This window comes from Prescottella defluvii (genome assembly GCF_000738775.1).
Lineage (GTDB): Bacteria > Actinomycetota > Actinomycetes > Mycobacteriales > Mycobacteriaceae > Prescottella > Prescottella defluvii.
The window spans coordinates 1-23583 of sequence record NZ_JPOC01000075.1 but is presented as its reverse complement, the minus strand read 5'-3'; the positions used below and the strand labels follow the sequence as shown (position 1 = coordinate 23583).

Sequence of the window (23583 nt, the reverse complement as noted above, 5' to 3'; positions counted from 1 at the left end):
GAAGGATCACCCGATTCCGGGAACGAGGCGGACAAGGAGGTCGATCAGCCAGATGCCGACGAAGGGAGTGACGACACCGCCGAGACCGTAGATCAACAGGTTTCGCCCGAGCAGCTTCGACGCCGCCGCGGGCCGGTAGCGGACACCCCTGAGCGCCAACGGGATCAGGCCGACGATGACGAGGGCATTGAAGATCACCGCCGACAGGATCGCGGACTGCGGGCTCGCGAGGTGCATGACGTTGAGCACCGCGAGTTGCGGGTAGATGCTGCTGAACAGCGCCGGCAGGATCGCGAAGTACTTCGCGAGGTCGTTGGCGAGGGAGAACGTCGTCAGCGCACCGCGGGTGATCAGCAACTGTTTGCCGATCTCCACGACCTCGATGAGCTTGGTGGGATCCGAATCCAGATCCACCATGTTCCCGGCCTCCTTGGCCGCCGACGTGCCGGTGTTCATCGCCACGCCGACGTCGGCCTGCGCGAGGGCGGGGGCGTCGTTGGTGCCGTCCCCGGTCATCGCGACCAGGCGTCCGCCCTCCTGTTCCCGACGGATCCGCTCGAGCTTGTCCTCCGGTGTGGCCTCGGCCATGAAGTCGTCGACGCCGGCCTCCTCCGCGATGGCCCGCGCGGTGAGCGGGTTGTCGCCGGTCACCATGACCGTGCGAATACCCATGGCCCGCAGTTCCGCGAACCGTTCCGCGATGCCCGGCTTCACCACGTCGGTCAACGCGATCACGCCCAGGACCGTGGCGGTTCCCCGCTCGGCCACCGCAACCACGAGCGGGGTGCCGCCCGCGAGCGCGACCTTCTCGACGGAGTCCGACACGGCCGGATCGATCGCGGCCCCGTAGCCGGACACCCAGGCCAGCACCGCATCACCGGCGCCCTTGCGGATCTGCCGAGGTCCCGCCGCGGTCGCGATGTCGAGTCCGCTCATGCGGGTCTGCGCAGTGAAGGGCACGAACTCGGTGGCCCGCTCGTGGTCGGTGGCGTCGACCCCGAGCCCGAACCGTTCGGCACACAACTCGACGATGCTGCGTCCCTCGGGGGTTCCGTCGGCGAGGCTGGACAGCCGTGCCGCTTCGGCCAATTCGTTCTCCGACCGGCCCGGCGCCGGGTACAGCGCCGTCGCCCGACGATTACCGAAGGTGATGGTGCCGGTCTTGTCCATCAGCAGCGTGTCGATGTCACCGGCCGCCTCCACCGCCCGCCCCGACATCGCCAGGACGTTGCGCTGCACCAGCCGGTCCATGCCGGCGATTCCGATCGCCGACAGCAGTGCTCCGATCGTGGTGGGGATCAGACACACGAGCAGGGCGATCAGCTTGATCGGGTCCTGCTCCTGCCCGGCGTACTGCCCCATCGGACCGATCGCGACCACCGCGAGCAGGAAGATGATCGTCAGCGACGCCAGCAGGATGTTGAGCGCGATCTCGTTGGGAGTCTTCTTCCGCGACGCCCCCTCGACCAGTGCGATCATCCGGTCGACGAACGACTGACCGGGTGCACACGTGATCCGCACGACGATCCGGTCCGACAGCACCGTCGTGCCCCCGGTGACCGCGCACCGGTCCCCGCCCGACTCACGCACGACCGGTGCGGATTCACCGGTGATGGCGGACTCGTCGACGGTCGCGATGCCCTCGACGACGTCACCGTCGCCGGGGATCATCTCTCCGGCCTCGACGACGACTGTGTCGCCGATCGCGAGGGCGGTGGCCGAGACCTCCTCGATCGCCCCGGAGGGCGTCACGCGTCGGGCGATCGTGTCCTGCTTGACCTTTCGCAGGCTTGCCGCCTGCGCCTTGCCGCGCCCCTCGGCGACCGACTCGGCGAGGTTCGCGAACAGCACCGTGAACCACAGCCAGGCTGCGATCAGCCACGAGAACACGGTGGGCTGGGCCAGTGCCATCACCGTGGTGACGACGGACCCGACGAGGACGACGAACATCACGGGGTTGCGCGCCTGGTGGCGTGGATCGAGCTTGCGTACCGCGCCGGGCAGCGCCGTGATCAACTGGCGCGGGCTGAAGACCCCCGCCTTCACGGGTGAGTGGCCGCGGGCAGCGTCGTCGCCGGGCAGGTCGGGCGGGACGTCGATCGGTGTCACGTTCATGTCAGTCCGCAGACTCATTGCAGGGCCTCCGAGATGGGCCCGAGAGCAAGGGCCGGGAAGAAGGTGAGGGCCGCGACCAGCACGACGGTGCCGGTGAGCAGACCCGTGAACATGGGCCCGGACGTAGGCAGGGTGCCGGCGCCGGCGGGCGTCTTGCGCTGGGCGGACAACGATCCGGCGAGCGCCAGGACGAAGAGGATCGGCAGGAACCGGCCGAGCAGCATGCACACACCGAGCGCCGACTGGAACCAGTCACTGGTCACGGTGAGGCCGCCGAAGGCACTGCCGTTGTTGTTCGACGCCGACGCGAACGCGTAGAGCACCTCGGTGAATCCGTGGATCGAGCCCGGTGTTCCGGGATCGCCACTGTTGCCGAGATATCCGACGGTGGATCCGAGGATCACGGTGATCCCGGTGCCGACCAGCACCAGCGCGGGCATCACGAGCACGGACAACGCCGCGAGGGTGATCTCGCGCTGCCCCAGCTTCTTACCGAGATACTCGGGCGTCCGTCCGACCAGCAGGCCACCGACGAACACCGCGATCAGCGCGAGCACGAGGATGCCGTACAGACCGGTGCCGACACCGCCCGGTGCGATCTCGCCGAGCAGCATGCCCAGCAGCACCGCGCCGCCACCGAGCGGAGACATGCTGTCGTGCGCGGAGTTCACGGCGCCGGTACTGGTGCCGGTCGTGGTGACCGCGAACAGTGCCGACCCGGGGATCCCGAACCGAACCTCCTTGCCCTCCATCATCGAACCGGCCGCGGTGGCCGCGACGCCCCGCGCCCCGGACTCCGCGGCGAGCGTCACCGCGAGCAGACCGAAGTACAGCGTCGACATGACCGCGAGCAGCGTCAGACCCTGGCGACGATCGCCGACCATGGTGCCGAACGTGCGGGTCAGGCTCACCGGGATGAGCAGGATCGCGAGGATCTGGACGATGTTGGTGAGCGGGGTCGGGTTCTCGAAGGGGTGCGCCGAGTTGGCCGCGAGGATGCCGCCGCCGTTGGTGCCGAGTTCCTTGATCGCTTCCTGCGAGGCGACGGGCGCGAGCGCGTTGGTGACGCCGTTCCCGTCCAACCCGGTCGACGCGAACCCGCTGTGGAACGATTGGATCACGCCCTGGCTCAACAGGATCAGTGCGATCACGAATGAGATCGGCAACAGGATCCGCAGGCAGCCGCGGGTGAGATCCACCCAGAAGTTGCCGATCTCCCCGCCGCGCGAGACACGGACGAACCCGCGGATCAGGGCGGCAGCCACCGCCATACCGACGGCCGCGGAGACGAAGTTCTGCACCGCCAAGCCCATCGCCTGGGTGAGGTGGCTCATCGTCGTCTCCGGAACGTACGACTGCCAATTGGTGTTCGCGACGAACGACGCCGCGGTGTTGAAGGCGACGGCCGGGCTCACCCCTTCGAGACCGCCGCCCAGCGGCAGCACTCCCTGCACGCGCTGGAGAAAATAGAGGAACAGGACGCCGGCCGCGGAGAACCCGAGCAGGCTCCCGGCATAGCCGTACCAACTCTGTTCCGAACGGGGATCGATCCGGCACAGCCGGTACAGCAGGGACTCGATGCGCAGATCTCCGGACCGGAGATCTGTGTCGGTGGTGTAGACCTTCGCCATGTAGTCACCGACGGGGACATACAGAATCGCCAGCACGGCCACGACCAGTGCTATCTGCAGTCCCGCTGCCAGAGCGGGATTCATGTGGGTATGACCTCTCGGAGACTAGAACCGCTCGGGGTTCAGGAGCGCGATCAGCAGATAGATCACCAGGGCGGCGGCGATCACGACGACGGCTACGGTGACCGTCCCCGCAACGGTCACCGCATGCTCCGCGCCTGCAGGCCCCGCAGCACGAGCGCACAGATCGTGAACACACCGATGATCAACCCGACATAGGCCATATCAGCCATGGCGTTCCTCTTCGACTTCCTCGTAGGGCGCACCGGACTACGGCGCGACGTGGAGGCGCCGCAACTCGGGCGCCTACTGGAGGGTGCACCCGATTCGGAGGCACGAACGTCGTCCTGACACTCTGCTGACGCCGCAATCTGACCGCATTGACGCGATCTTTACGCGTCGTCTCCTCGGCCCGCTCGGCGCATCACCGGCCGGCCCGGTCCACGAGCGCCCTCACCGACGCGGGGACCGGCAGATCAGCGCGGACCCACGTCGCCCGGACCGGTTCTGCCGCAACCGTTCGCAGCGGTACCAGTCCCGCCCACACGTCGGGATTCGCATCCCCCTCGCTGGGCGGTCCGGATCGGACCTTGACCGTCCACTGCCCCGGATCGATCGGCAATGCGATCGTGAGCGTCGCCGCGAGTTCCTTGCGGGTGGGCTCCCGGACCTCGCCGCTGCGCCCGGGGATGAGGGTGTCGGACAGCGTCACGAGGGCCGACTCCGCCACGTCGTCGGGCACCCGCTCGAGGTTGCCGCGCACCACCGCCGACCGGTAGTTCGCCGACGAGTTGTACAGGTTGTCGGCCACCACGATCGCGTCGAGCAGCGTGACGCACAACGTGGCGGGTGCGCCGGCCGCGACATGCCTGAGCGCGCCGGCGCCGGTCGATCCGTGCAGCAGGATCCGGTCACCCGTTCGGGCGTACAGCATGGGCACGGCCCACGGAAGGCCGTCGACGACCGTCGCCAGGGTGCCCACGCAGCACGCGTCCAGCACGGAGTCGAGGTCGGCGCGGTCGGGCCGGGAACGCTCGGGGATTCGGCGGATTCGCTCCAGGGCGGAGGTCGAGGTGGAGGCGGGGACGGAGGCGGATGCAGTCACGATTGCAGCCTGCCCCAATTCCGGACCTGTACACAGAACCAGAATTGACAGCCAGCGCAGACCAGTATGGTGTCGGGGTGGCCCGCACCTCCCGCGACGTACATCTGCATCTCGAACTCGCCCAGACCGGTGAACCGTTGCGGCGGCGTGTCGCTGCGGCGATCGTCGAGGCCGTCCGCACCGGCTCACTCGGCCCGGGGGACGTCCTCCCCGCCTCGAGGTCCCTCGCCGCCGAACTCGGGATCTCTCGGACGGTGGTCGTCGACGCCTACGACGAATTGGCCGCCGCCGGCTACGTCGTCACCCGCGCCGGATCGGGTACCCGAGTGGCCCCCGGCGCCGATTCCGCGGCCCGCGCCGGGGTCGGTTCCCATGTCGCGCCCACCGCCGCTCCGGGCCGAGGCGCTCCGAATACCCGCCGGGCCACCGCGATCGACCTGTCCCCCGGCTACCCCGACACCGATCTGATCTCGGACCGCGACTGGCGCAGTGCGTGGCGCGGCGCGATGTCCGGGCCCGTCCCCCACGACATCCCCGGACCGGACGAACACCGCCGTCTGCGAGAAGCCCTCGCCGTGCATCTGCGCCGTAGCCGCGGGATCGCCGTGCGCCCGGACGGAATCGTGATCGTGCCGGGAGTGCTGTCGGCACTGCGCACCCTCGCTGCCGCTCGCGGGTTGTCCGGTCGTCAGGTCGCCTTCGAGGAACCCGGGTACGCGAAGGCGCGGCGAACCCTCGAAACCGCCGGTGCGCTCGTCCGGCCGGTCCCGGTCGACGACGACGGCCTGGACCCCGCGCTGATCCGGCAGTCGGACGACGCGGTGTACTGCACACCGGCACACCAGTATCCGCTGGGTGCCCGGATGCCGGCCGCACGCCGCGCGCAACTGGTCACCGATGCGCTCACCGCGGATCGTCTGCTGATCGAGGACGACTACGACGGCGAATTCCGGTACGGCGTATCGACACTGCCGGCACTGCGCTCGATCGACGGGGGCCGTGACTGCGTCGCGTATGTCGGCACGGCATCGAAGATGCTCTCCCCCGCCCTGCGGCTCGCGTGGCTCGTCCCGCCGAGACCGATGCTGGCCGAGGTTCGACGGGCGATCCTGGCGAGCGGGGAATCCGCCTCCACGATCACGTCCGACGCCCTCGCACGCTTCATCGAATCCGGCTCGCTCAGCAGGCATCTCGCGCGGGTGGCGCGCACCTATGCGGCGCGGAGGCAGTCGTTCGTCGACAGTCTGCGCGCCCACCTGCCGGACGTCGACCCCAGCGGCGTCGAGGCCGGCCTGCACGTGGCGCTACGGCTGCCCGGCGGGGTCGATGACGCGGCGCTCGCCGCGGAACTGGGACGACGGGGAGTGACGGTGCGGGGCCTGGACTCGTACCGGGTGCACGACGACGGCCCGCGCGGATTGTTGTGCGGTTACGCGCGGCTACCCGAGTCGCGGGCCGACGCCGCGGCGAGGGTGATCGCCGACGTCATCCGCGAATCGACCGGGGCCGCGGCTGACACTTGGGGCAGCTGTACGACGACCGGTTCATGAACTTCTCACGGCGGATGGGCGCACCGCATCGCCGGCACGGCAGATCCTCCTGCCCGTACGCGGCGAGCGCACGGTCGAAGTAGCCGGACTGCCCGTTGACGTTGACGTACAACGCATCGAAGGATGTGCCGCCCTGTTCGAGCGCCTCGGTCATGACCGCCTCGACGGCCGAGAGGAGGACACGCAACCGCGGTCCGCTGATCCTGTCCGTCGGGCGATTGCCGTGAATCTCGGCGCGCCACAGGGCCTCGTCCGCATAGATGTTGCCCACACCCGAGACGACGGTCTGGTCGAGCAGTGCGCGCTTGATCTCGGTGTGCTTGCCCCGCAACGCCTTCACGACACTGTCGGGGTCGAACCGGGGATCGAGCGGGTCACGCGCGATGTGCGCCACCGAATCGGGAAGCACGGTGCCGTCGACGGTGACGAGGTCGCCCAGCGCCCATCCGCCGAACGTACGCTGATCGACGAAACGCAGATCCGTTCCCGAATCGAGCCGGGCCCGGATCCGCAGGTGCTTCTCGTCGGCGGCCGACGGGTCCTGCACGAGCATCTGTCCGCTCATCCCGAGGTGCACGACCAGCGCGACGTTGCTCGGATCGAGGATCAACCAGAGGTACTTGCCACGCCGTTCGGCCGCGACGACGGTCTCGCCCTCCATCCGACGAGCGAGGTCGACCGCACCGGGCAGGTGCCGTCGGATCGCACGCGGATGCAGCACGTCGACCCGGTCGACGGTGTGGCCGACGACGTGAGCCTCGAGGCCACGTCGGACGACCTCCACCTCGGGAAGTTCGGGCACGGTCCGTCTCGCTCGATTCCGTGGTTACTTCTCGGCGACGGACTCGTCGGTTCCGGCGGTCTGGGTCTCGGTGGACTCGACCACCTCGGACAGCGCGCTCCAAGCCGTGCTGGCGGCCTTCTGCTCCGCCTCCTTCTTGGAACGACCCACACCCACACCCAGGGCGCCACCCGCGACGACGACGGTCGCGGTGAACTCCTTGTCATGGTCCGGGCCGGTCGCGGTGATCTCGTACACCGGCACGCCGACACCACGTTCCGCGGTGAGCTCCTGGAGGCTGGTCTTCCAGTCCAGTCCGGCACCCAACTTCGGGGCCCGGGTGAGCAGGTCATCGAAGAGGTCGAGCACGACCCGGCGGGCGGTGTCGATGCCGTGTTCCAGGTGGATGGCACCGAGAAGCGACTCCATGCCGTCGGCGAGGATGCTGGGCTTGTCGCGACCGCCCGTCATCTCCTCGCCCTTGCCCAGGAGCAGATGCACGCCGAGTCCGCCCGGGCCGAGACCGCGAGCAACCTCGGCCAGGGCATGCATGTTCACGATGCTGGCACGAATCTTCGCGAGTTCGCCCTCGGACTTCTCCGGGTGCGCGAGATAGAGCCGCTCGGTGATCGTCAGTCCGAGGACGGAGTCACCGAGAAACTCGAGACGCTCGTTGGTAGGCAACCCGCCGTGCTCGTACGCGTACGAGCGATGGGTGAGCGCCAACGTCAACAGCGGCTCTTCCAGAGGCACGCCAAGAGCGGCGAGGAGTGATGCGTGATCCCCCTCGCCGCCGGCGGGTGCTGTATTGCTTTTTATGCTGGTCACAGCGCCACAGAACAGACTAGACCGCGGCGGTAACCTGACGGCCCTTGTAGGTGCCACAAGACGGGCACGCGACGTGGGGCAGGGTCTTCTCGCCACAGCCACGGTTGGGGCAGGTGATGAGGGTGGGCGCAGTGGTCTTCCACTGGCTCCGTCGCGACCTCGTGTTGGACCGCGACATTCTGCGCTTGGGAACAGCCACGTCTACTTCTCCTCGTTGATCTTGCTGGCATCAGCATGTGCATTGCTGGCTTCGGATCCTGCACCGAATTTGGCTGCGAGCCCAGCCCAGCGAGGATCCATTGTCTCATGACTGTGTCCCGATTCGGCAATCGCCAGGCGAACGCCACATTCGGGGCACAGTCCCTCACAATCGTCGCTGCACAACGGCTGGAGCGGAAGCTCCAGTCCGACGGCATCGACGATCACCGGCTCGAGGTCGATCTCGTCGTCCACGACCCGGTAGACCTCATCCTCCTCGGTCGTCTCCTCGGTGACGCTGTCCGGGTAAGCGAACAGTTCCGTCAGTCGAAGTTCCACCGCGGTGGTGAACGGCTCCAGGCACCGCGAGCACTCGCCCACCGTGTCCGCGTGAACGGACCCGGTGACGAGGACACCCTCGGAAACCGACTCGAGCCGTAGGTCGAGTTCCACGTCCGTGCCCTGCTCGATCGCGACCAGGTCGAGACCGAGCCGATCGGGAGCCGGTACCACCCGCGACACAGTGCGCATCGAACCCGGACGACGACCCAAACTGATCGTGTCCAGCACGAAACCCGCGTCCCGAGTGGGGCGCGAGGAACTGCGATGATGGGAAGGCAACGAATTCTCTTTCGGCAAGCACATGGAACGGGCAACCATTCCACGGTACGCGATCAGGTGCCGCGTACGGAAATCGGCAGGTGCTCAGGCCGGAACTCCGGGCCTGACGAACGAATCCTACCGTCGGCGTTCGCCGTAGCCGGCATCGTAGTCCGGGACGCCGGTGCCGGTCCGCAGCTGCTGACGCCCCCGTCCGACCGACCGGATGGTGCCGTTCAGGAAGTCCTCGAACTCGGCGAGCTTGGTGTCGACGTACAGGTCGCACTCCGAGCGCAAGCGATCCGACTCCGCATGCGCGGCATCGATCACCCTCGCCGACTCCGCGTTGGCGGCCTGCACGACCTCGGCCTGCGACACGAGCCGTTCCTGCTCGGCGACACCGTCGGCGACCGACCGCTCGTACGACGCCTTGCCGGACTCGATCATCCGGTCCGACTCGGCGCGCGCCCGCCCGGTCAGCGTGTCGTACTCGCGCTGGCCCTCGGCCACGGTCGTGTCCGCCTCGTCGCGGGCATCGTGCACCAACTGTTCGGCGTGCGACCGCGCCTCGGCGACCATCCGGTCGGCCTGGGCCTTGGCGTCGGCGAGGATCCGGTCCGCGTTCTCGCGGGCATCGGTGACCGTCTCGTGCGCCTGTGCATTCGCACTCGACACGGTCTGCTCCGCGTTCTGGCGGGCGTCGCCGACGAGCTTGTCCCGGTGGTCCAGGACGTCCTGCGCGTCGTCCAACTCGCCCGGAATCGCGTCCCGCACGTCGTCCAGCAGCTCGAGCACGTCGCCACGCGGAACGACGCACCCCGCGGTCATCGGAACGCCGCGCGCCTCCTCGACGATCGCGACAAGCTCGTCGAGTGCCTCGAATACCCGGTACACGCACAACCCCAATCGTCAGTGCCATCGCTGGTGCCGGAAACCAGTCTGCCCCAGTTGCCGCGTCACAGCCGCTGCGGCGGCCGGTGTGTCGGCTGACGTGTTGCGCCCGGCCGCCCGAAGGGTGACCGAGCGGACCCGCCCGGCCCGGTCAGGAGTTCTCGGCGGCCCGTTCGGCGATCCTGGTGATCAACCGGGCATGCACCTTCTCGGGGACCATGTCCGCCACGTCGCCACCGAACGTCGCAACCTCCTTGACCAGCGAGCTGGACAGGAAGCTGTAGGTGGGATTGGTGGGGATGAACAGGGTGTCCACGCCGGAGAGCTTCTGATTCATCTGCGCCATCTGCAGTTCGTAGTCGAAGTCGTTGGCGCCGCGCAGACCCTTGACGATCGCCGAGATCCCTTGCGACTTGGCGTAGTCCACCAACAGCCCGTGCCACGAGGCGACGCGCACGTTGGACAGGTCACTGGTGGCGTCCTCGAGCATCTCGATGCGCTCGTCGACGGTGAACAGGCCGCGCTTGCTCTTGTTGATCATCACGGTCACGATGACCTCGTCGAACAGCGCCGCGGCGCGTCCGATCACGTCCAGGTGACCGTTCGTCACGGGGTCGAAGGATCCAGGGCACACAGCGCCAGTCATGAATCCAGACCGTAGCAGGTGGCGACCTCGATTCTGGTCTCGCCGTAACGCTTGACGCGCTCGGCGCGCATCCCGTCGGGCCACGACGTCTCCGGTGAGCGCGACGACCGTTCGACGACCACGATCGACCCCTCCCCGACCCAACCGTTGGCCAGCAGCGCTGCCAGGGCGGCCGTGACCGCGTCCTCGCCGACGGCGTACGGCGGATCCGCCAGGACGACGTCGTATTCACGGTCCGGCGTAGCGCCGACGACGGCCGCGACCGGCGCGGTCCGCACGACCGCACCGGACAGGCCGACCTCCGCCACGTTCTGCTTGATGACGGCGGCCGCCTTCGTGTCCGACTCGACGAGCAGCACGTGCTCGGCGCCGCGGGACAACGCCTCGAGCCCGAGGGCGCCGGAACCTGCGTACAGGTCGAGCACGGCGGCGCCCTCGAGATCGATGCGGCTGTCGAGCGAACTGAACAGGGCCTCGCGGACTCGTTCCGACGTCGGCCGGGTCCCACTCGCGGGAACCTTCAGACGTCTGCCTCCGGCACGGCCGGCGACGATTCTTGTCACGCTCTTGTCCTGTCCACTCGCCTGGTCGTCAGTCGTTGCCGGCGGTCTCCCGAGTCGAGACGACCGCCAGGAGGTCGCCGCCCTCGACCTGCGAGGCGCCGCCGATGGCAACGCGCGTGACGATACCGCTGCGCGGCGCTGTGATCGCCGCCTCCATCTTCATCGCCTCGATCGTCGCGACGGTATCGCCCGCAGTGACGTGCTGTCCCTCCTCGACGATCAACGTGACGACGCCCGCGAACGGTGCGGCGATGTGGGCGGGGTTGTTCTTGTCCGCCTTCTCCGCCGCCGGGACCTCGCTGGCGATGGAGCGGTCGCGGACCGATACCGGGCGCAGTTGGCCGTTGAGGATGCACATGACGGTGCGGTATCCGCGCTCGTCGGGCTCGGAGATGGCCTCGAGGCCGATGAGCAGTTCGACGCCCTTGCCGAGCTTGACGCGGTGTTCCTCGCTGCGGCGCAACCCGTAGAAGAACTGGTTGGCCGAGAGCTGAGAGGTGTCGCCGTACTTGTCGCGGTGCTCCTCGAACTCCTTGGTGGGTCCGGGGAACAGCAACCGGTTGAGCGTCGCCTGACGCTCCTTCGACGATCCCGCCAGCCCCTTCTCGTCCTCCGCGGTGAGCGGGGTCTCCGGCTTCGCGGCCCCGCGGCCTTCGAGAGCCTTGGTGCGGAACGGTTCGGGCCAGCCGCCGGGCGGGGTGCCCAGCTCGCCACGCAGGAAGCCGACGACCGAGTCGGGGATGTCGAACTTGGCGGGGTCCGCGGCGAACTCGTCGGCCGCGACGTCGGCGCCGACGAGGTGCAGGGCGAGGTCGCCGACGACCTTCGACGACGGGGTGACCTTGACGAGGCGGCCGAGCATGCGGTCGGCGGCGGCGTACTTGGCCTCGACCTCCTCGAACCGGTCGCCGAGGCCGAGCGCGATGGCCTGCTGACGCAGATTCGACAGCTGACCGCCGGGGATCTCGTGCGTGTAGACGCGTCCGGTGGGGGCCGGCAGTCCGGACTCGAACGGCGCGTACACCTTTCGCAGCGCCTCCCAGTAGGGCTCGAGGTCGCACACGGCCTGGAGGTCGATGCCGGTGTCGTGTTCGCTGTGCGCGGCGGCCGCGACGATCGCCGACAGGGCCGGCTGGCTGGTGGTGCCGGCCAGCGGTGCGGCGGCGCCGTCGACGGCGTCCGCGCCGGCGTGCCACGCGGCGAGATAGGTCGCGAGCTGGCCGCCGGGGGTGTCGTGGGTGTGTACGTGCACCGGCAGGTCGAAGTTCGAGCGCAGCGCCGTCACGAGCTTCGCCGCGGCCGGGGCCCGCAGCAGTCCGGCCATGTCCTTGATCGCCAGGACGTGCGCGCCTGCCTCGACGATCTCCTCGGCGAGACGCAGGTAGTAGTCGAGGGTGTAGAGGTTCTCGTTCGGATCGGACAGGTCGCCGGTGTACGACAGCGCGACCTCGGCGACCGTGGTGCCGGTCTCGCGGACGGCCTCGATCGCCGGGCGCATCTGGTCGACGTTGTTGAGGGCGTCGAAGATCCGGAAGATGTCGATACCGGTGTCGGCCGCCTCCTGCACGAAGGCGCGCGTCACCTTCTCCGGGTATGGCGTGTAGCCGACGGTGTTGCGACCGCGCAGCAGCATCTGCAGGTTGATGTTCGGCACGGCCTCGCGCAGCGCCGCGAGCCGGTACCAGGGATCCTCGTGCAGGAACCGCAGCGCCACATCGTAGGTCGCACCGCCCCACGCCTCGATCGACAGCAGTTCGGGGGTCATCCGGGCGACGTGGCCCGCGACGTCGAGCAGACCCGAGGTCCGCACGCGGGTCGCGAGCAGGGACTGGTGTGCGTCCCGGAAGGTGGTGTCGGTGACCGCGAGTGCCTTCTGCTCGCGCAGCGCCTTCGCGAACCCCTCCGGTCCGAGTGCCAGCAGTCGCTGCCGGGAGCCGTCCGGGGCCGGTGCGGACAGATCGATCGACGGCAGCTTGTCCTGCGGGTACACCGTGGTCGGCCGGGCGCCGTGCGGCTTGTTGACCGTGACGTCCGCCAGGTAGTTGAGGATCTTGGTGCCGCGGTCGGCCGAACTGCGCAGCGTCAGCAGTTCGGGGCGTTCCTCGATGAACGAGGTCGTGACGCGTCCCGCACGGAAGTCCGCGTCGTCCAGCACCGCCTGCAGGAACGGGATGTTCGTCGAGACACCGCGGATGCGGAACTCGGTGACCGCGCGGCGGGCACGGGCGACGGCGGCCTCGAGGTCGCGGCCACGGCAGGTGAGCTTGACGAGCATCGAATCGAAGTAGGCGCCCACCTCGGCGCCGAGGTTCGCGCCGCCGTCGAGGCGCACCCCCGCGCCGCCCGGCGTGCGGTACGCGGTGATCCGTCCGGTATCGGGACGGAACCCATTGGCGGGGTCCTCGGTGGTGATGCGGCACTGCAGTGCGGCGCCGCGGATCGTGACCGAGTCCTGGCTCAGTCCCAGGTCCTCGAGGGTCTCGCCGGACGCGATGCGCAACTGTGCCTGCACCAGGTCGACGTCGGTGATCTCCTCGGTGACCGTGTGCTCCACCTGGATACGCGGATTCATCTCGATGAACACGTGGTTGCCGCGGGTGTCGAGGAGGAATTCGACGGTGCCGGCGCACTGGTAGCCGATCTGCTTCGCGAACGCGACCGCGTCGGCGCAGATCTGATCCCGCAGTGCCGGATCGAGATTCGGCGCCGGAGCCAGCTCGATCACCTTCTGGTGCCGACGCTGCACCGAGCAGTCCCGCTCGAACAGGTGAATGACCCCACCCTTGCCGTCCGCGAGGATCTGCACCTCGATGTGACGAGGATCGATCACCGCCTGCTCGAGGAACACCGTCGGGTCACCGAACGCCGACTCCGCCTCACGCGAGGCCGCCTCGATCGATTCGCGCAGCTGAGCGCGCTCGGCGACCCGTCGCATGCCGCGCCCGCCGCCGCCGGCAACGGCCTTGACGAAGATCGGGAAGTCCATGGTCTCCGCCGCCACGAGCAGCGTCTCGACGTCCGCGGACGGCTCCGACGACGCCAGCACCGGCAGGCCCGCCGCCTTCGCGGCCGCGATCGCGCGCGCCTTGTTTCCGGTCAGTTCGAGGATCTCCGCGGACGGACCGACGAAGGTGATGCCCTTCGCCTCGCACGCCGCCGCGAGGTCCGGGTTCTCCGACAGGAACCCGTAGCCGGGGTAGATCGCGTCCGCGCCGGTGCGCTCGGCGGCCGCGACGATCTCGTCGACGGACAGGTACGCGCGGACCGGGTGGCCCACCTCGCCGATCTGGTAGGCCTCGTCCGCCTTCAGGCGGTGCACCGAGTTGCGGTCTTCGTACGGGAACACCGCAACCGTTCCGGCGCCCAGTTCGTAGGCGGCACGGAACGCGCGGATGGCGATTTCGCCGCGGTTGGCGACGAGGACTTTGGTGAACATGGGAAGCAAAATACCGTGCCGCGCGCCACTCCGCGGAGGTACCCTCTCACGATGCGGGAAGCTTCGCAAGCTTCACAAATCAGGCCCCTGACGTGCAAAATTGGCAAGTTTGCAAACAGGGGAAGAACGCGCAGGACAGACCGAGCGCCCGACCACTCCGGGACCCGGCGGGCCTCGCCCCGACCGCGCTACGACTTTTCGAGGAACTCGATCTTCTCGGTGTCCAACGCGGACGCCACCATCGCCGCGAGCCCGGGATGGCGCGTCAGATCCGGGTCGTCCTCGACCACACCGCGGGCGAAGTCCTGCGCCGCGGCGATCACATCCTCGTGGTCGAGCAACGACAGCATCCGCAGGGCCGTGACGCTGCCCGACTGCGCGGACCCGAGGATGTCGCCCTCGCGCCGCTGACGCAGGTCCAGCTGGGCCAGTTCGAAGCCGTCGTTGGTACCGGCCACCGCCGTGAGGCGTTCGAGCGCCGGGGAGCCCGGGGGCATGTCGGTGATGAGGATGCACAGCCCCTGGTGGCCGCCGCGGCCGACTCGCCCACGCAACTGGTGCAACTGGCTCACCCCGAAGCGGTCCGCGTCGACGAGCACCATCACCGTGGCGTTGGGAACGTCGACACCGACCTCGACCACCGTGGTGCAGACCAACACATCGATCGTGCCCGCCGAGAAATCGCGCATCACCGCGTCCTTCTCGTCCGACGGCAGCCGCCCGTGCAGCAGTCCGAGCCGCAGGTCCCGCATCGGTCCGGACCTCAGCTCGTCGAACAGGTCCACCGCAGACTTCGTCTCGGGTGGCTCCTTGCCGGCCTTGATCAGTTCCTCGTCGCTGTCGCCGTCCCCGATTCGCGAGCACACCACGTACGCCTGCCTGCCGTCGGCGACCTCCTCGCGGATGCGCTCCCACGCCCGCGCCACCCACTGCGGGGTCTCACGCGCCGCGACCACCTTGCTGACGATCGGTGAGCGACCGCGCGGAAGCTGCCGGAGCGTCGACGTCTCGAGATCGCCGAGCACCGTCATCGCGATGGTGCGCGGGATCGGCGTGGCGGTCATGACCAACAGGTGCGGGCTCAGTCCGTCCTTGGCCCGCTTGCGCAGTTCGTCCCGCTGCTCGACGCCGAACCGGTGCTGCTCGTCGACCACCACGAACCCCAGCTTGTCGAACTCCACTGTGTTCTGGATGAGCGCGTGGGTGCCGATCACGATGCCGGCCTGACCGGTCATGATGTCGAGCAGCGCGACCTGACGAGCCTTCGCCGGCATCGAACCGGTCAGCAGCGTCACCTTCGTCGCGCCGTCCGCCGCCCCCAGTTCACCGGCCGTCCCGAGCGGTCCGAGCATCGTCCGCAACGACCGGGCATGCTGCGCCGCAAGCACTTCGGTGGGCGCCAGCAGGGCGCACTGGTATCCGGCGTCGACCGCCTGGAGCATCGCCCGCAGTGCCACGATCGTCTTGCCGGAACCGACCTCGCCCTGCAGCAGGCGGTTCATCGGATGGGGGCGCGCGAGGTCACTCGCAATCTCCGCGGCCACCTCCTTCTGCCCGTCGGTGAGTTCGAACGGCAGCATCGAATCGAACGCGGCGGCGATGCCGTCCGGCTTCGGCGGGCACTGCGGGGCGACGCGCACCGCGACGTCCCGGCGTCGCTGCGCGAGCACCAGTTGCAGCGCCGTCGCCTCGTCGAAGCGGAGACGCTCCTGCGCCCGAGTGATGTCGTCACGCGTGTCGGGGAGGTGGATCGCGCGCAATGCCTCGTCGAGACCGATGAACCCGTGTTCGTCCCGGATCGATTGCGGCAAGGGATCTTCCACCCGGTCGAGCTGATCGAGCACCTGGCGCACGCACCGCAGCAGGGTCCAGCTCTCGACCTCACGGGTGGCCGGGTAGAGCGGGATGAGTTCCCGGTCGAAGATGGACATGTCCACCGGTGCCCCGGACTCCTGGGTGGCTCGCGCCAACCCCACCAGTTCCCCGGCCCCCTGCACCTGCGCCATCGGGACGATCGGGTCGTCGGACTCGCTCGGCTCCGGAAGGATCAGGTAGCTCGGGTGGGTGAGACTCCACTTGCCCCGGAAGTACTTGACGGTGCCCGAGAACATCGCCCGTGCACCCTTTCGGACAGCATGCTTGACCTTGTGCGGATTGAAGAACGTAACGTCCACGCTCTGCGATTCCGCGGCGAGCACAACCTTGAGCATCTGCCCACGCCGGCTCTTCATGTTCACCACGTCGGCCTTGACGACCCGCGCGATGATCGTGACGTGCGAACCCTCCTCGGGTTCCTTCTCCGTCAGTTCCCGGCCCTGCGCCGCATACCGGTGCGGATAGTGCCGCAGCAGGTCCTCGACCGTGCGGAGTCCGAACGCCTCGGCGAGCGCCTCCGCGGTCTTCGCACCCAGCAGATGGTCGAGTCGGTCGCTCAACGTCGCCATGTGAGGGGTCCCGTCGCACGTGCCATCGCTACTGTCGCCATCCATCCGCCCTCTACTCGACGCCGAACTGCAGCAGGTCGCGGCTCTGCCCGCCTGCATAGACCATGACCTCGACACCCGGGTGTCGCGAGGTGATGTACGCGGCCACCCGCTCCCCCAGTTCGTCGGTGGCCTTCGCCCCCAACAGAATCGTCACGAGCTCGCCGCCGGCACCCAGCACGAGTTCCACGAGCCGGCACCCCGCCGCCGCGACGTCCCGCTCGATGACCACCACCTCGTGGCCGACCAGCCCCAGCCCGTCACCGGGCTCGCAGGTGCCGACGTAGGTGAGCGCGCGTTCGTCGGCGATCCGCAGCGAGCCCCATCGCGTGGCCGCGGCGGCCTCCGACATCGCGAACGCGTCGTCGACCGCGATCCGGCTGCTGTCGTGGACCGCGATCGCCGCCAGCGCCTGGACCGTCGACGAACTCGGCAGGAACACGACCTCCCGGTCGTCGGCACGCGCCTGCGCCCCGACCGCGATCAGGTCCTGGGCGGCGAGCGCGCCGTTGGGCAGCACCGTCACCTCCCGGTGGCCGGTGGCGCGGATCGCGGCGAGCAGTTGCGCCCGGGTGATCGCACCGTCGGAGCGCAGCACGTGCGCCCCCTCCTGCGCGAACAGTTCCGCCGCACCCTCGCCCTCCACGACCGACAGCACGGCGCGCGGAGCCGTCGACGCCTCACGCGGGCGCTCGGTGCGGACAGCGTCGAGCACGAAACAGGTGATCCGGACGCCGCGCAGGCGGCCCGCGTCGAGCCCGGCCTCGACCGCAGCCCCGGCGTCGCTGCAGTGCACGTGCACCGACCAGGTGGCCGAACCGTCACTGCCGTCGCTGACGATGACGACCGAGTCGCCCAGTTCGCACAGCCGTGCCCGCAGTCGTGCGATGCGGTCCGTGTCCGTCTCGGCGACGAGGTACATCACCTCGTAGTCCTGACCCGACACCGCATGTGCGACGTGATCGGCCGCACACGCGCTCTCGCCGTCACGCCCGGGTGCGCCCGCAGTCCGGAACGGGGCACGCTCGGGAGCCTGACCGCTGATGACCTCGACCAGCGCGTCGAGGATGACGACCAGTCCGCGACCGCCCGCATCGACCACGCCGGCCGCGCCGAGGACGTCCAACTGTGTCGGCGTACGCATCAGCGCTTCCGCGGCTGCGTCCGCGGCCGACGTCGCGACCTCCGACAGCGACGCATCCGCGGATCCCCGCTCGGCCTCGTCTGCGGCGGCGGCCAGGACGGTCACGATCGTGCCCTCCATCGGAACACTCACGGCCTCGAGGGCGAGGGTCGTGGCCTGCCGCAGCGCCGCCCGCAGCGTCCGGGCATCGATCAGATCGGCGTCCGCCGCCTCGGCCACGCCACGCAGCACCTGGGAGAGGATCGCCCCCGAGTTTCCGCGCGCACCGGTCACGGCGCCGCGAGCCAGCGCCTTGGCCGCACCGGACGCGCTCGCCGCGGGGCCCTCCAGGGCCGACAGCGCGTCGACCGCCGAACGCATGGTCGCCAGCAGATTGGTGCCGGTATCGGCATCCGGCACGGGGAAGACATTGAGATCGTTGATCTCGTCGCAGTGCTTCTCGATACCGGCGACGCACGCGCGGGCCCATCGGTGCAGCGCCGGGCCGTCCACCGTCTCCAGGACCTCGAGCAATCGCCTGTCCTCTCCCTGCACCGATTCCATACCTACCGGGGCACACCTCTATATAAGCGAGGCCGTCCCGGCAGCCAAGCCTAGCGGTGGCCCCGACATACCCGTGGTGGCCGCCGCGCAGCGAGCGTGTACGTTCATTCGCGTCCTACGTTCTGCACCCGCCGGTGAATCGATTTCTCCGAGGGTCCGATGATTTGGCCAATCAGTGCCGATGCGGTTACCCTTGCAGGGTTGCCTCGCACGAGTGGTTCCACTTCGCGTGTTCGTAGGTCAAGCACAAGACAATGTTTCACTATCACAAGGAGTTCGCGACTATGGCTGCCGTCTGCGACGTATGCGCCAAGGGGCCCGGCTTCGGTAAGTCGGTCTCGCACTCGCACCGGCGTACCAACCGTCGCTGGAACCCGAACATCCAGACCGTTCGCGCTCAGGTTGCCCCCGGCAACACCCAGAAGCTGAACGTCTGCACCTCCTGCCTCAAGGCCGGCAAGGTCGTCCGCGGCTGATTCAGCCACCCGGACAGTCTTCGACAGAACCCCCGACACCCTCGGTGTCGGGGGTTCTGTCGTTTCCGGGGGCGGTCGGGCCGATCGTCCCCGAACCCGTCGCGGTGGATGGGACCGACCTTCCGGTCGTTTCAGGTCCGACGGCTAGTGTGCACACGTGACTGCAACTGACACACCGAGCAATGTCCGCATCGAGGACGGTGTCCTGCGGGTGGCCGTGGCCACCGCCGCGAACGGGACCTCTCTCGACATCGACGGAATCACCGAAGCAACCACCGCCCTGCGCGAGGCCGGCAGCGAGATCGGCGCCGTGCTGCTAGTCGGCGACGGCGCGAACTTCTGTGCCGGCGGCAACGTGCGGGCCTTCGCGTCCGCGGAGAAGCGCGGCGAGTTCGTCGGCGACGTGGCGGCCGCGTTCCACGAGTTCGTCCGCGCCCTCGACGCGATCACCGTTCCGGTCGTCGCGGCCGTCCACGGCTGGGCGGCCGGCGCCGGCATGAGCATCGTGTGCCTGTCCGACATCGCGATCGGCGGAACCTCGACCAAGCTGCGTCCGGCGTACCCGTCCATCGGGTTCACCCCGGACGGCGGCATGTCGTGGACACTCCCCCGGATCGTCGGCGCGTCCCGCGCCCGTGAGATCCTGCTCACCGACGCCGTGCTGAACGGCGAGGAGGCCGTGCGCCTCGGCATCCTCAGCCGCCTCGTCGAGGACGACCAGGTGCAGGACGAGGCACTGCGCGTCGCGCGCACCCTCGCCGCCGGGCCGACCGCCGCCTACTCGGGCATCAAGACGCTGTTCACGAGCAGCCGCACCAATACGCTGTCCGATCAGCTCGACGCCGAGACCGCGTCGATCTCCGCGGCCGCCGACGGCGCGACCGGACGCGAGGGTGTCGACGCGTTCGTCGAGAAGCGCCGCCCGGACTTCTCCTCCGTCACCGGATAGTCGTTCCCACGGATCCCCGGTCGCCCGTCAGGCCTCCACGGTCACGGCGACCGGGGTTCGGTCGTATCTCAGGGCAGGCGCCAATCCACCGGGCGAGCACCGAGATCCGCGAGCAGCTCGTTGGCCCGGCTGAACGGCTTGGACCCGAAGAATCCGCGCCGCGCCGACAGCGGCGACGGGTGCGCCGACTCGATGGTCGGGACGTCGCCGAGCATCGGCTTCAGCGTCGCCGCGTCACGCCCCCACAGGATCGCCACCATCGGCGACTGCCGTTCCACCAACGCGCGGATGGCCTGCTCGGTCACCGCTTCCCAGCCCTTACGTCGGTGCGAGCCGGCGTCGCCGGGAGCGACGGTGAGCACCCGGTTGAGCAGCAGCACCCCGTGCTCGGTCCACGGCGTGAGGTCCCCGTTCGACGGCGTCGGGTGACCGAGGTCCTCGGTGTACTCGGCGAAGATGTTGTTCAGGCTCCGCGGCACCGGCCGGACGTCGGGCGCCACCGAGAAGCTCAGTCCCACAGCGTGACCCGGAGTCGGGTAGGGGTCCTGCCCCACGATCAGCACCCGCACGTCCTCGAACGGATTCGTGAACGCCCGCAGGACGTTCTCCCCACTGGGAAGGTAGCTGCGTCCGTCCGCGATCTCCGCGCGCAGGAATTCCCCCATCTCGGCGATACGACCTTCGACGGGCGCGAGCGCCTTCGCCCATCCCGGATCGACCAGATCGGTCAGTGCCTTCGCCGCCTTCGCCGCCTTCGCCGCCTGCGCCGCCATCAGTCGAGCCTGCGCAGCGCGTCGCGGTAGTACGCGGCATTCGCCTGGTACAGCTTGATGTTGAGGTCGAGGTGTCCCTCGGGAACCTCGTACCCCTCACGGACCTTGGCGGGCACCCCCAGCGCCATGCTGCGCGGCGGCACCTCGAACTTGAACGGGACGACCGCGCCCGCGCCGACGACCGACCCCGCGCCGACGACGGATCCGTTGAGGACGACCGATCCGGATGCGATGAGGCAGTTGTCACCGATCGTCGCGCCCTCGATGTGGGCGTTGTGGCCGACGACGCACCCGGCACCGATGATCGTGGCGTCGATCGAGGTGCAGTGGACAATCGTGCCGTCCTGGATGTTGGTGCCCGCACCGACGCTGATGGTGCCGTAGTCGCCGCGCAGGACCGCCTGCGGCCAGACCGAGGCACCGGGCCCCAGTGTGACGGCCCCGATCACGACGGCGTCGGGATGGACGTATGCGTCCGGCGCGATGTCCGGCTCTCGGTCACCGAGTGCGTAGATAGCCATGCGTGCAACCTATCCCGCGCCGAAGCTCTCCCAGCCGCCGGACACCGTCCACGGGCGCCCGTCGACGAGCACAGCCGGACCGTCGGCTCCCCCGACGACCTCGCCGATCACCGTCCACCCGTCGGGCGGGGTCACGCTCGCGGGGAACGTCGCGGCGAGGGCGTGGTCCTCACCACCGGTGAGGATCCAGTTCCACGGATCACCTCCGACCCGTTCCGCTACCGCGACCAGCAGCCGATCGAGCGCGATCCGGCTCCGGTCGATCCGGATCCGCACGCCCGACGCGTCCGCGATGTGACCGAGATCCGCGACGAGCCCGTCGGAGATGTCGGTCATGGCGGATGCGCCCCCGCGGGCGGCGGCGAGGCCGGCGCCGTAGGGCGGGGTCGGCACGCGGTGCGCGGCGACGAGTGCAGCCGACACCTCGTCGGGGACCTCCCCCTCCCGCACGAGGCCGGCCAGCAGCAGCGCGAGGCCCGCCGCGGACCGGCCGAGGGTCCCCGCGACCGCGACGACGTCGCCCGGCGTCGCGCCCGAACGGAGCACCGGCTCGCGACCCTCGAGATCGCCGAGCGCGGTCACCGACACCACCACCTGGTCGGACTGCACCAGGTCGCCGCCCACGACGCCGGCGCCGAGCGACTCGGCGGCCCGTCCGATCCCGTCCGATATCCCCGCCGCCACCGACACCGGGGTGTCCGCAGGGCAGCCCAACGACACCAGGAAGGCCGTCGGCCGGGCGCCCATCGCGGCGATGTCCGCACCGTTCTGCGCCACCGCTTTTCGACCCACCTGGTCGGGAGTCGACCAATCGAGACGGAAGTGCCGGCCCTCGACCAGCATGTCGGCCGACACCGCGACCCGGCCGTCGGGCGCACGCACCACGGCGGCGTCGTCCCCCGGACCGAGGAGCGTGGTCGCCGGCTGCCGACGGCCCTCGACCGCCCGTCCGATCACCGCGAACTCGCCGAGTTCGGCGACCGTGCGATCGGCGTCGTCGCGCCTGGGTCCTGCGGTGTCGATGATCGGCCTCCCAGCGTCGGTCCCGGTCGTGGACGAGTCCAGCCGTGCCGGGTCACGGGTTCGAGTCCCGCGACTGCGGTACCTTTTAGTTTGCGGCCGGTGTCCCGGCACGGAATGCCGGAAACGGCGCTCCGGGGGTCCCGGATCTCCCGAGACTCTACCGAGATGCCGGCGCACGACGACGGGAAGGGACGGACCCGCGGTGCAGGCTTTCGTACTGATCCAGACCGAGGTCGGCAAGGCCGCCGCAGTCGCGGCCACGCTCGCCGGCATCCCGGGCGTCGACTCCGCCGAGGATGTGGTGGGGCCCTACGACGTGATCGCCCGCGTGGGCGGCCACGGCGAGAACGGGCTGTCCGACGTCGTCGACGACATGAAGAAGGTTCAGGGCATCACCCGCATCCTGACCTGCCAGATCGCGGCACCGACCGCACCGACCGAGAACTGAGATGTCCGAACCCGAACACACCCCAACCGAGCAGACCGACCAGCACCGCGCAGATCCGGCGGAGACGAAGCAGAAGGAGAAGCGCAGTCCCGCGCTGATCGCGACAGCCATCGCGCTTCCGGTCGCCCTCGTCGTCGGCGTGATCGCCGCGGCCGCGATCGCCGGCCGCACACCGGTGATCGAGCCCGTCGGACTCGGCCCCGTCCAGGCACCCGACGCGCAGTCGGCCGAGTGCAGCGCACTGATGGAGAACCTGCCCGAGGACATGGGCGACTATTCCCGTGCCGAACTGCGTGACCCCGCCCCCGAGGCCACCGCGGCGTGGCGGCCGGCCGAGGGTGAGCCCGTCGTACTGCGGTGCGGCCTCGAGCGCCCGCCGGAGTTCCACCAGGCATCGGCGCTCACCGTCATCGACGACGTGCAGTGGTTCGAGATCTCGGGCGCCGCACAGGGCATCGACGCGAGCACCTGGTACGCGGTCGATCGCGGTGTCTACGTCGCCCTCACCGTTCCGAACGGCTCCGGACCGACGCCGCTGCAGGACGCATCCGCCGCGATCTCCACGTCGATGCCGCAGAAGCCGCTCGACCCCGCCCCGGTTCCCACCCCTTAGGTTCCCGCCCCGTGGCGTACGGCGGGTTCGGCCCGAGCTGAGCTCGGGCCGAACCTGCGCGCCGGTGTCAGCGCAGTCCCGTCCCGCGGGCGAGTGCGGTGTCGACCAGGGTGGAGACCAGGGCCGCGTACTCGACGCCCGCGGCTTCCCACATCCGGGGGAACATCGAGATCGACGTGAAACCGGGCATCGTGTTGATCTCGTTG

The 23583-nt window shown here is 69.3% G+C and carries 22 protein-coding genes and 1 pseudogene; 5 read left to right on the top strand and 18 right to left on the bottom strand.

Going from position 1 to position 23583, the window contains the following annotated elements; translation table 11 throughout:
• Nucleotides 1-6 precede the first annotated feature (6 nt).
• From kdpB to IJ15_RS0122625, 4 genes are all read right to left on the bottom strand, one after another.
• On the bottom strand, nt 7-2115 hold the full coding sequence (gene kdpB, locus IJ15_RS0122650; protein ID WP_197059892.1) for a potassium-transporting ATPase subunit KdpB: 2109 nt from the start codon (nt 2113-2115) through the stop codon (nt 7-9).
• Between the two features lie 14 nt (nt 2116-2129).
• Nucleotides 2130-3830, bottom strand: coding sequence for a potassium-transporting ATPase subunit KdpA (kdpA, locus tag IJ15_RS0122645; RefSeq protein ID WP_031940614.1), 1701 nt, complete (start codon nt 3828-3830; stop codon nt 2130-2132).
• 21 nt (nt 3831-3851) lie between these two features.
• Entirely contained in the window at nt 3852-3950 is a 99-nt protein-coding gene (kdpF, locus tag IJ15_RS25735; protein ID WP_114722480.1) for a K(+)-transporting ATPase subunit F, read from the bottom strand.
• A 280-nt stretch (nt 3951-4230) separates the two neighbouring features.
• On the bottom strand, nt 4231-4866 hold the full coding sequence (locus IJ15_RS0122625) for a pyridoxamine 5'-phosphate oxidase family protein (RefSeq protein ID WP_031940613.1): 636 nt from the start codon (nt 4864-4866) through the stop codon (nt 4231-4233).
• A 122-nt stretch (nt 4867-4988) separates the two neighbouring features.
• Between IJ15_RS0122625 and pdxR the strand changes: the two genes are divergently transcribed.
• Nucleotides 4989-6461 (top strand): MocR-like pyridoxine biosynthesis transcription factor PdxR, encoded by a 1473-nt coding sequence (gene pdxR / locus IJ15_RS0122620; RefSeq protein WP_031940612.1) that lies wholly within the window; start codon nt 4989-4991, stop codon nt 6459-6461.
• On the opposite strand, the gene mutM is transcribed toward pdxR, so the two are convergent.
• The 10 genes from mutM to IJ15_RS0122575 all read right to left on the bottom strand — a co-directional run bounded on the left by mutM (nt 6397) and on the right by IJ15_RS0122575 (nt 18574).
• Nucleotides 6397-7263: a bifunctional DNA-formamidopyrimidine glycosylase/DNA-(apurinic or apyrimidinic site) lyase gene (mutM, locus tag IJ15_RS0122615; RefSeq protein ID WP_031940611.1), complete on the bottom strand. Its 867-nt coding sequence runs from the start codon at nt 7261-7263 to the stop codon at nt 6397-6399. The genes pdxR and mutM overlap by 65 nt on opposite strands.
• A gap of 24 nt (nt 7264-7287) precedes the next feature.
• Entirely contained in the window at nt 7288-8070 is a 783-nt protein-coding gene (rnc, locus tag IJ15_RS0122610; protein ID WP_031940610.1) for a ribonuclease III, read from the bottom strand.
• Between the two features lie 16 nt (nt 8071-8086).
• Complete coding sequence (rpmF, locus tag IJ15_RS25730; protein ID WP_081880878.1) at nt 8087-8269, bottom strand: 50S ribosomal protein L32; 183 nt, start codon at nt 8267-8269, stop codon at nt 8087-8089.
• Between the two features lie 2 nt (nt 8270-8271).
• Nucleotides 8272-8913, bottom strand: a complete 642-nt coding sequence (locus IJ15_RS0122605; protein WP_081880880.1) for a YceD family protein — start codon at nt 8911-8913, stop codon at nt 8272-8274.
• 93 nt (nt 8914-9006) lie between these two features.
• Nucleotides 9007-9762, bottom strand: coding sequence for a DivIVA domain-containing protein (locus IJ15_RS0122600; protein WP_031940608.1), 756 nt, complete (start codon nt 9760-9762; stop codon nt 9007-9009).
• 148 nt (nt 9763-9910) lie between these two features.
• Nucleotides 9911-10405, bottom strand: coding sequence for a pantetheine-phosphate adenylyltransferase (gene coaD / locus IJ15_RS0122595; protein WP_031940607.1), 495 nt, complete (start codon nt 10403-10405; stop codon nt 9911-9913).
• Nucleotides 10402-10968, bottom strand: a complete 567-nt coding sequence (rsmD, locus tag IJ15_RS0122590) for a 16S rRNA (guanine(966)-N(2))-methyltransferase RsmD (protein ID WP_031940606.1) — start codon at nt 10966-10968, stop codon at nt 10402-10404. The genes coaD and rsmD overlap by 4 nt, the downstream gene beginning before the upstream one ends.
• Before the next feature lie 28 nt (nt 10969-10996).
• Complete coding sequence (locus IJ15_RS0122585) at nt 10997-14404, bottom strand: pyruvate carboxylase (protein WP_031940605.1); 3408 nt, start codon at nt 14402-14404, stop codon at nt 10997-10999.
• 188 nt (nt 14405-14592) lie between these two features.
• Complete coding sequence (recG, locus tag IJ15_RS0122580; RefSeq protein WP_031940604.1) at nt 14593-16848, bottom strand: ATP-dependent DNA helicase RecG; 2256 nt, start codon at nt 16846-16848, stop codon at nt 14593-14595.
• Nucleotides 16849-16900: 52 nt separating this feature from the next.
• Nucleotides 16901-18574 (bottom strand): DAK2 domain-containing protein, encoded by a 1674-nt coding sequence (locus IJ15_RS0122575; RefSeq protein ID WP_051919502.1) that lies wholly within the window; start codon nt 18572-18574, stop codon nt 16901-16903.
• A gap of 284 nt (nt 18575-18858) precedes the next feature.
• Between IJ15_RS0122575 and rpmB the strand changes: the two genes are divergently transcribed.
• Nucleotides 18859-19050, top strand: coding sequence for a 50S ribosomal protein L28 (rpmB, locus tag IJ15_RS0122570; RefSeq protein WP_031940602.1), 192 nt, complete (start codon nt 18859-18861; stop codon nt 19048-19050).
• Nucleotides 19051-19207: 157 nt separating this feature from the next.
• Complete coding sequence (locus IJ15_RS0122565) at nt 19208-19999, top strand: enoyl-CoA hydratase/isomerase family protein (protein WP_031940601.1); 792 nt, start codon at nt 19208-19210, stop codon at nt 19997-19999.
• Between the two features lie 68 nt (nt 20000-20067).
• Here IJ15_RS0122565 and IJ15_RS0122560 read toward each other — a convergent pair whose 3' ends face one another.
• From IJ15_RS0122560 to IJ15_RS0122550, 3 genes are read right to left on the bottom strand one after another with little or no spacing between them, the layout of a single operon-like run.
• A complete protein-coding gene (locus IJ15_RS0122560) occupies nt 20068-20772 on the bottom strand; it encodes a uracil-DNA glycosylase (RefSeq protein WP_031940600.1) in 705 nt (234 codons plus the stop codon).
• Nucleotides 20772-21293: a gamma carbonic anhydrase family protein gene (locus IJ15_RS0122555; RefSeq protein ID WP_031940599.1), complete on the bottom strand. Its 522-nt coding sequence runs from the start codon at nt 21291-21293 to the stop codon at nt 20772-20774. Before IJ15_RS0122555 ends, IJ15_RS0122560 begins: the two co-directional genes overlap by 1 nt.
• 9 nt (nt 21294-21302) lie before the next feature.
• Entirely contained in the window at nt 21303-22250 is a 948-nt protein-coding gene (locus IJ15_RS0122550; RefSeq protein ID WP_031940598.1) for a thiamine-phosphate kinase, read from the bottom strand.
• A gap of 268 nt (nt 22251-22518) precedes the next feature.
• Here IJ15_RS0122550 and IJ15_RS0122545 point away from each other — a divergent pair, with 268 nt between their 5' ends.
• On the top strand, nt 22519-22764 hold the full coding sequence (locus tag IJ15_RS0122545; RefSeq protein ID WP_031940597.1) for an Lrp/AsnC ligand binding domain-containing protein: 246 nt from the start codon (nt 22519-22521) through the stop codon (nt 22762-22764).
• Between the two features lies 1 nt (nt 22765).
• Nucleotides 22766-23377 carry a DUF3515 domain-containing protein gene (locus tag IJ15_RS0122540; protein ID WP_031940596.1) on the top strand — a complete coding sequence of 204 codons (612 nt, stop codon included), beginning with the start codon at nt 22766-22768 and terminating at the stop codon, nt 23375-23377.
• Between the two features lie 67 nt (nt 23378-23444).
• Here IJ15_RS0122540 and IJ15_RS25725 read toward each other — a convergent pair.
• A pseudogene (locus IJ15_RS25725) lies at nt 23445-23583 on the bottom strand (D-alanine--D-alanine ligase A); the annotation flags it as partial.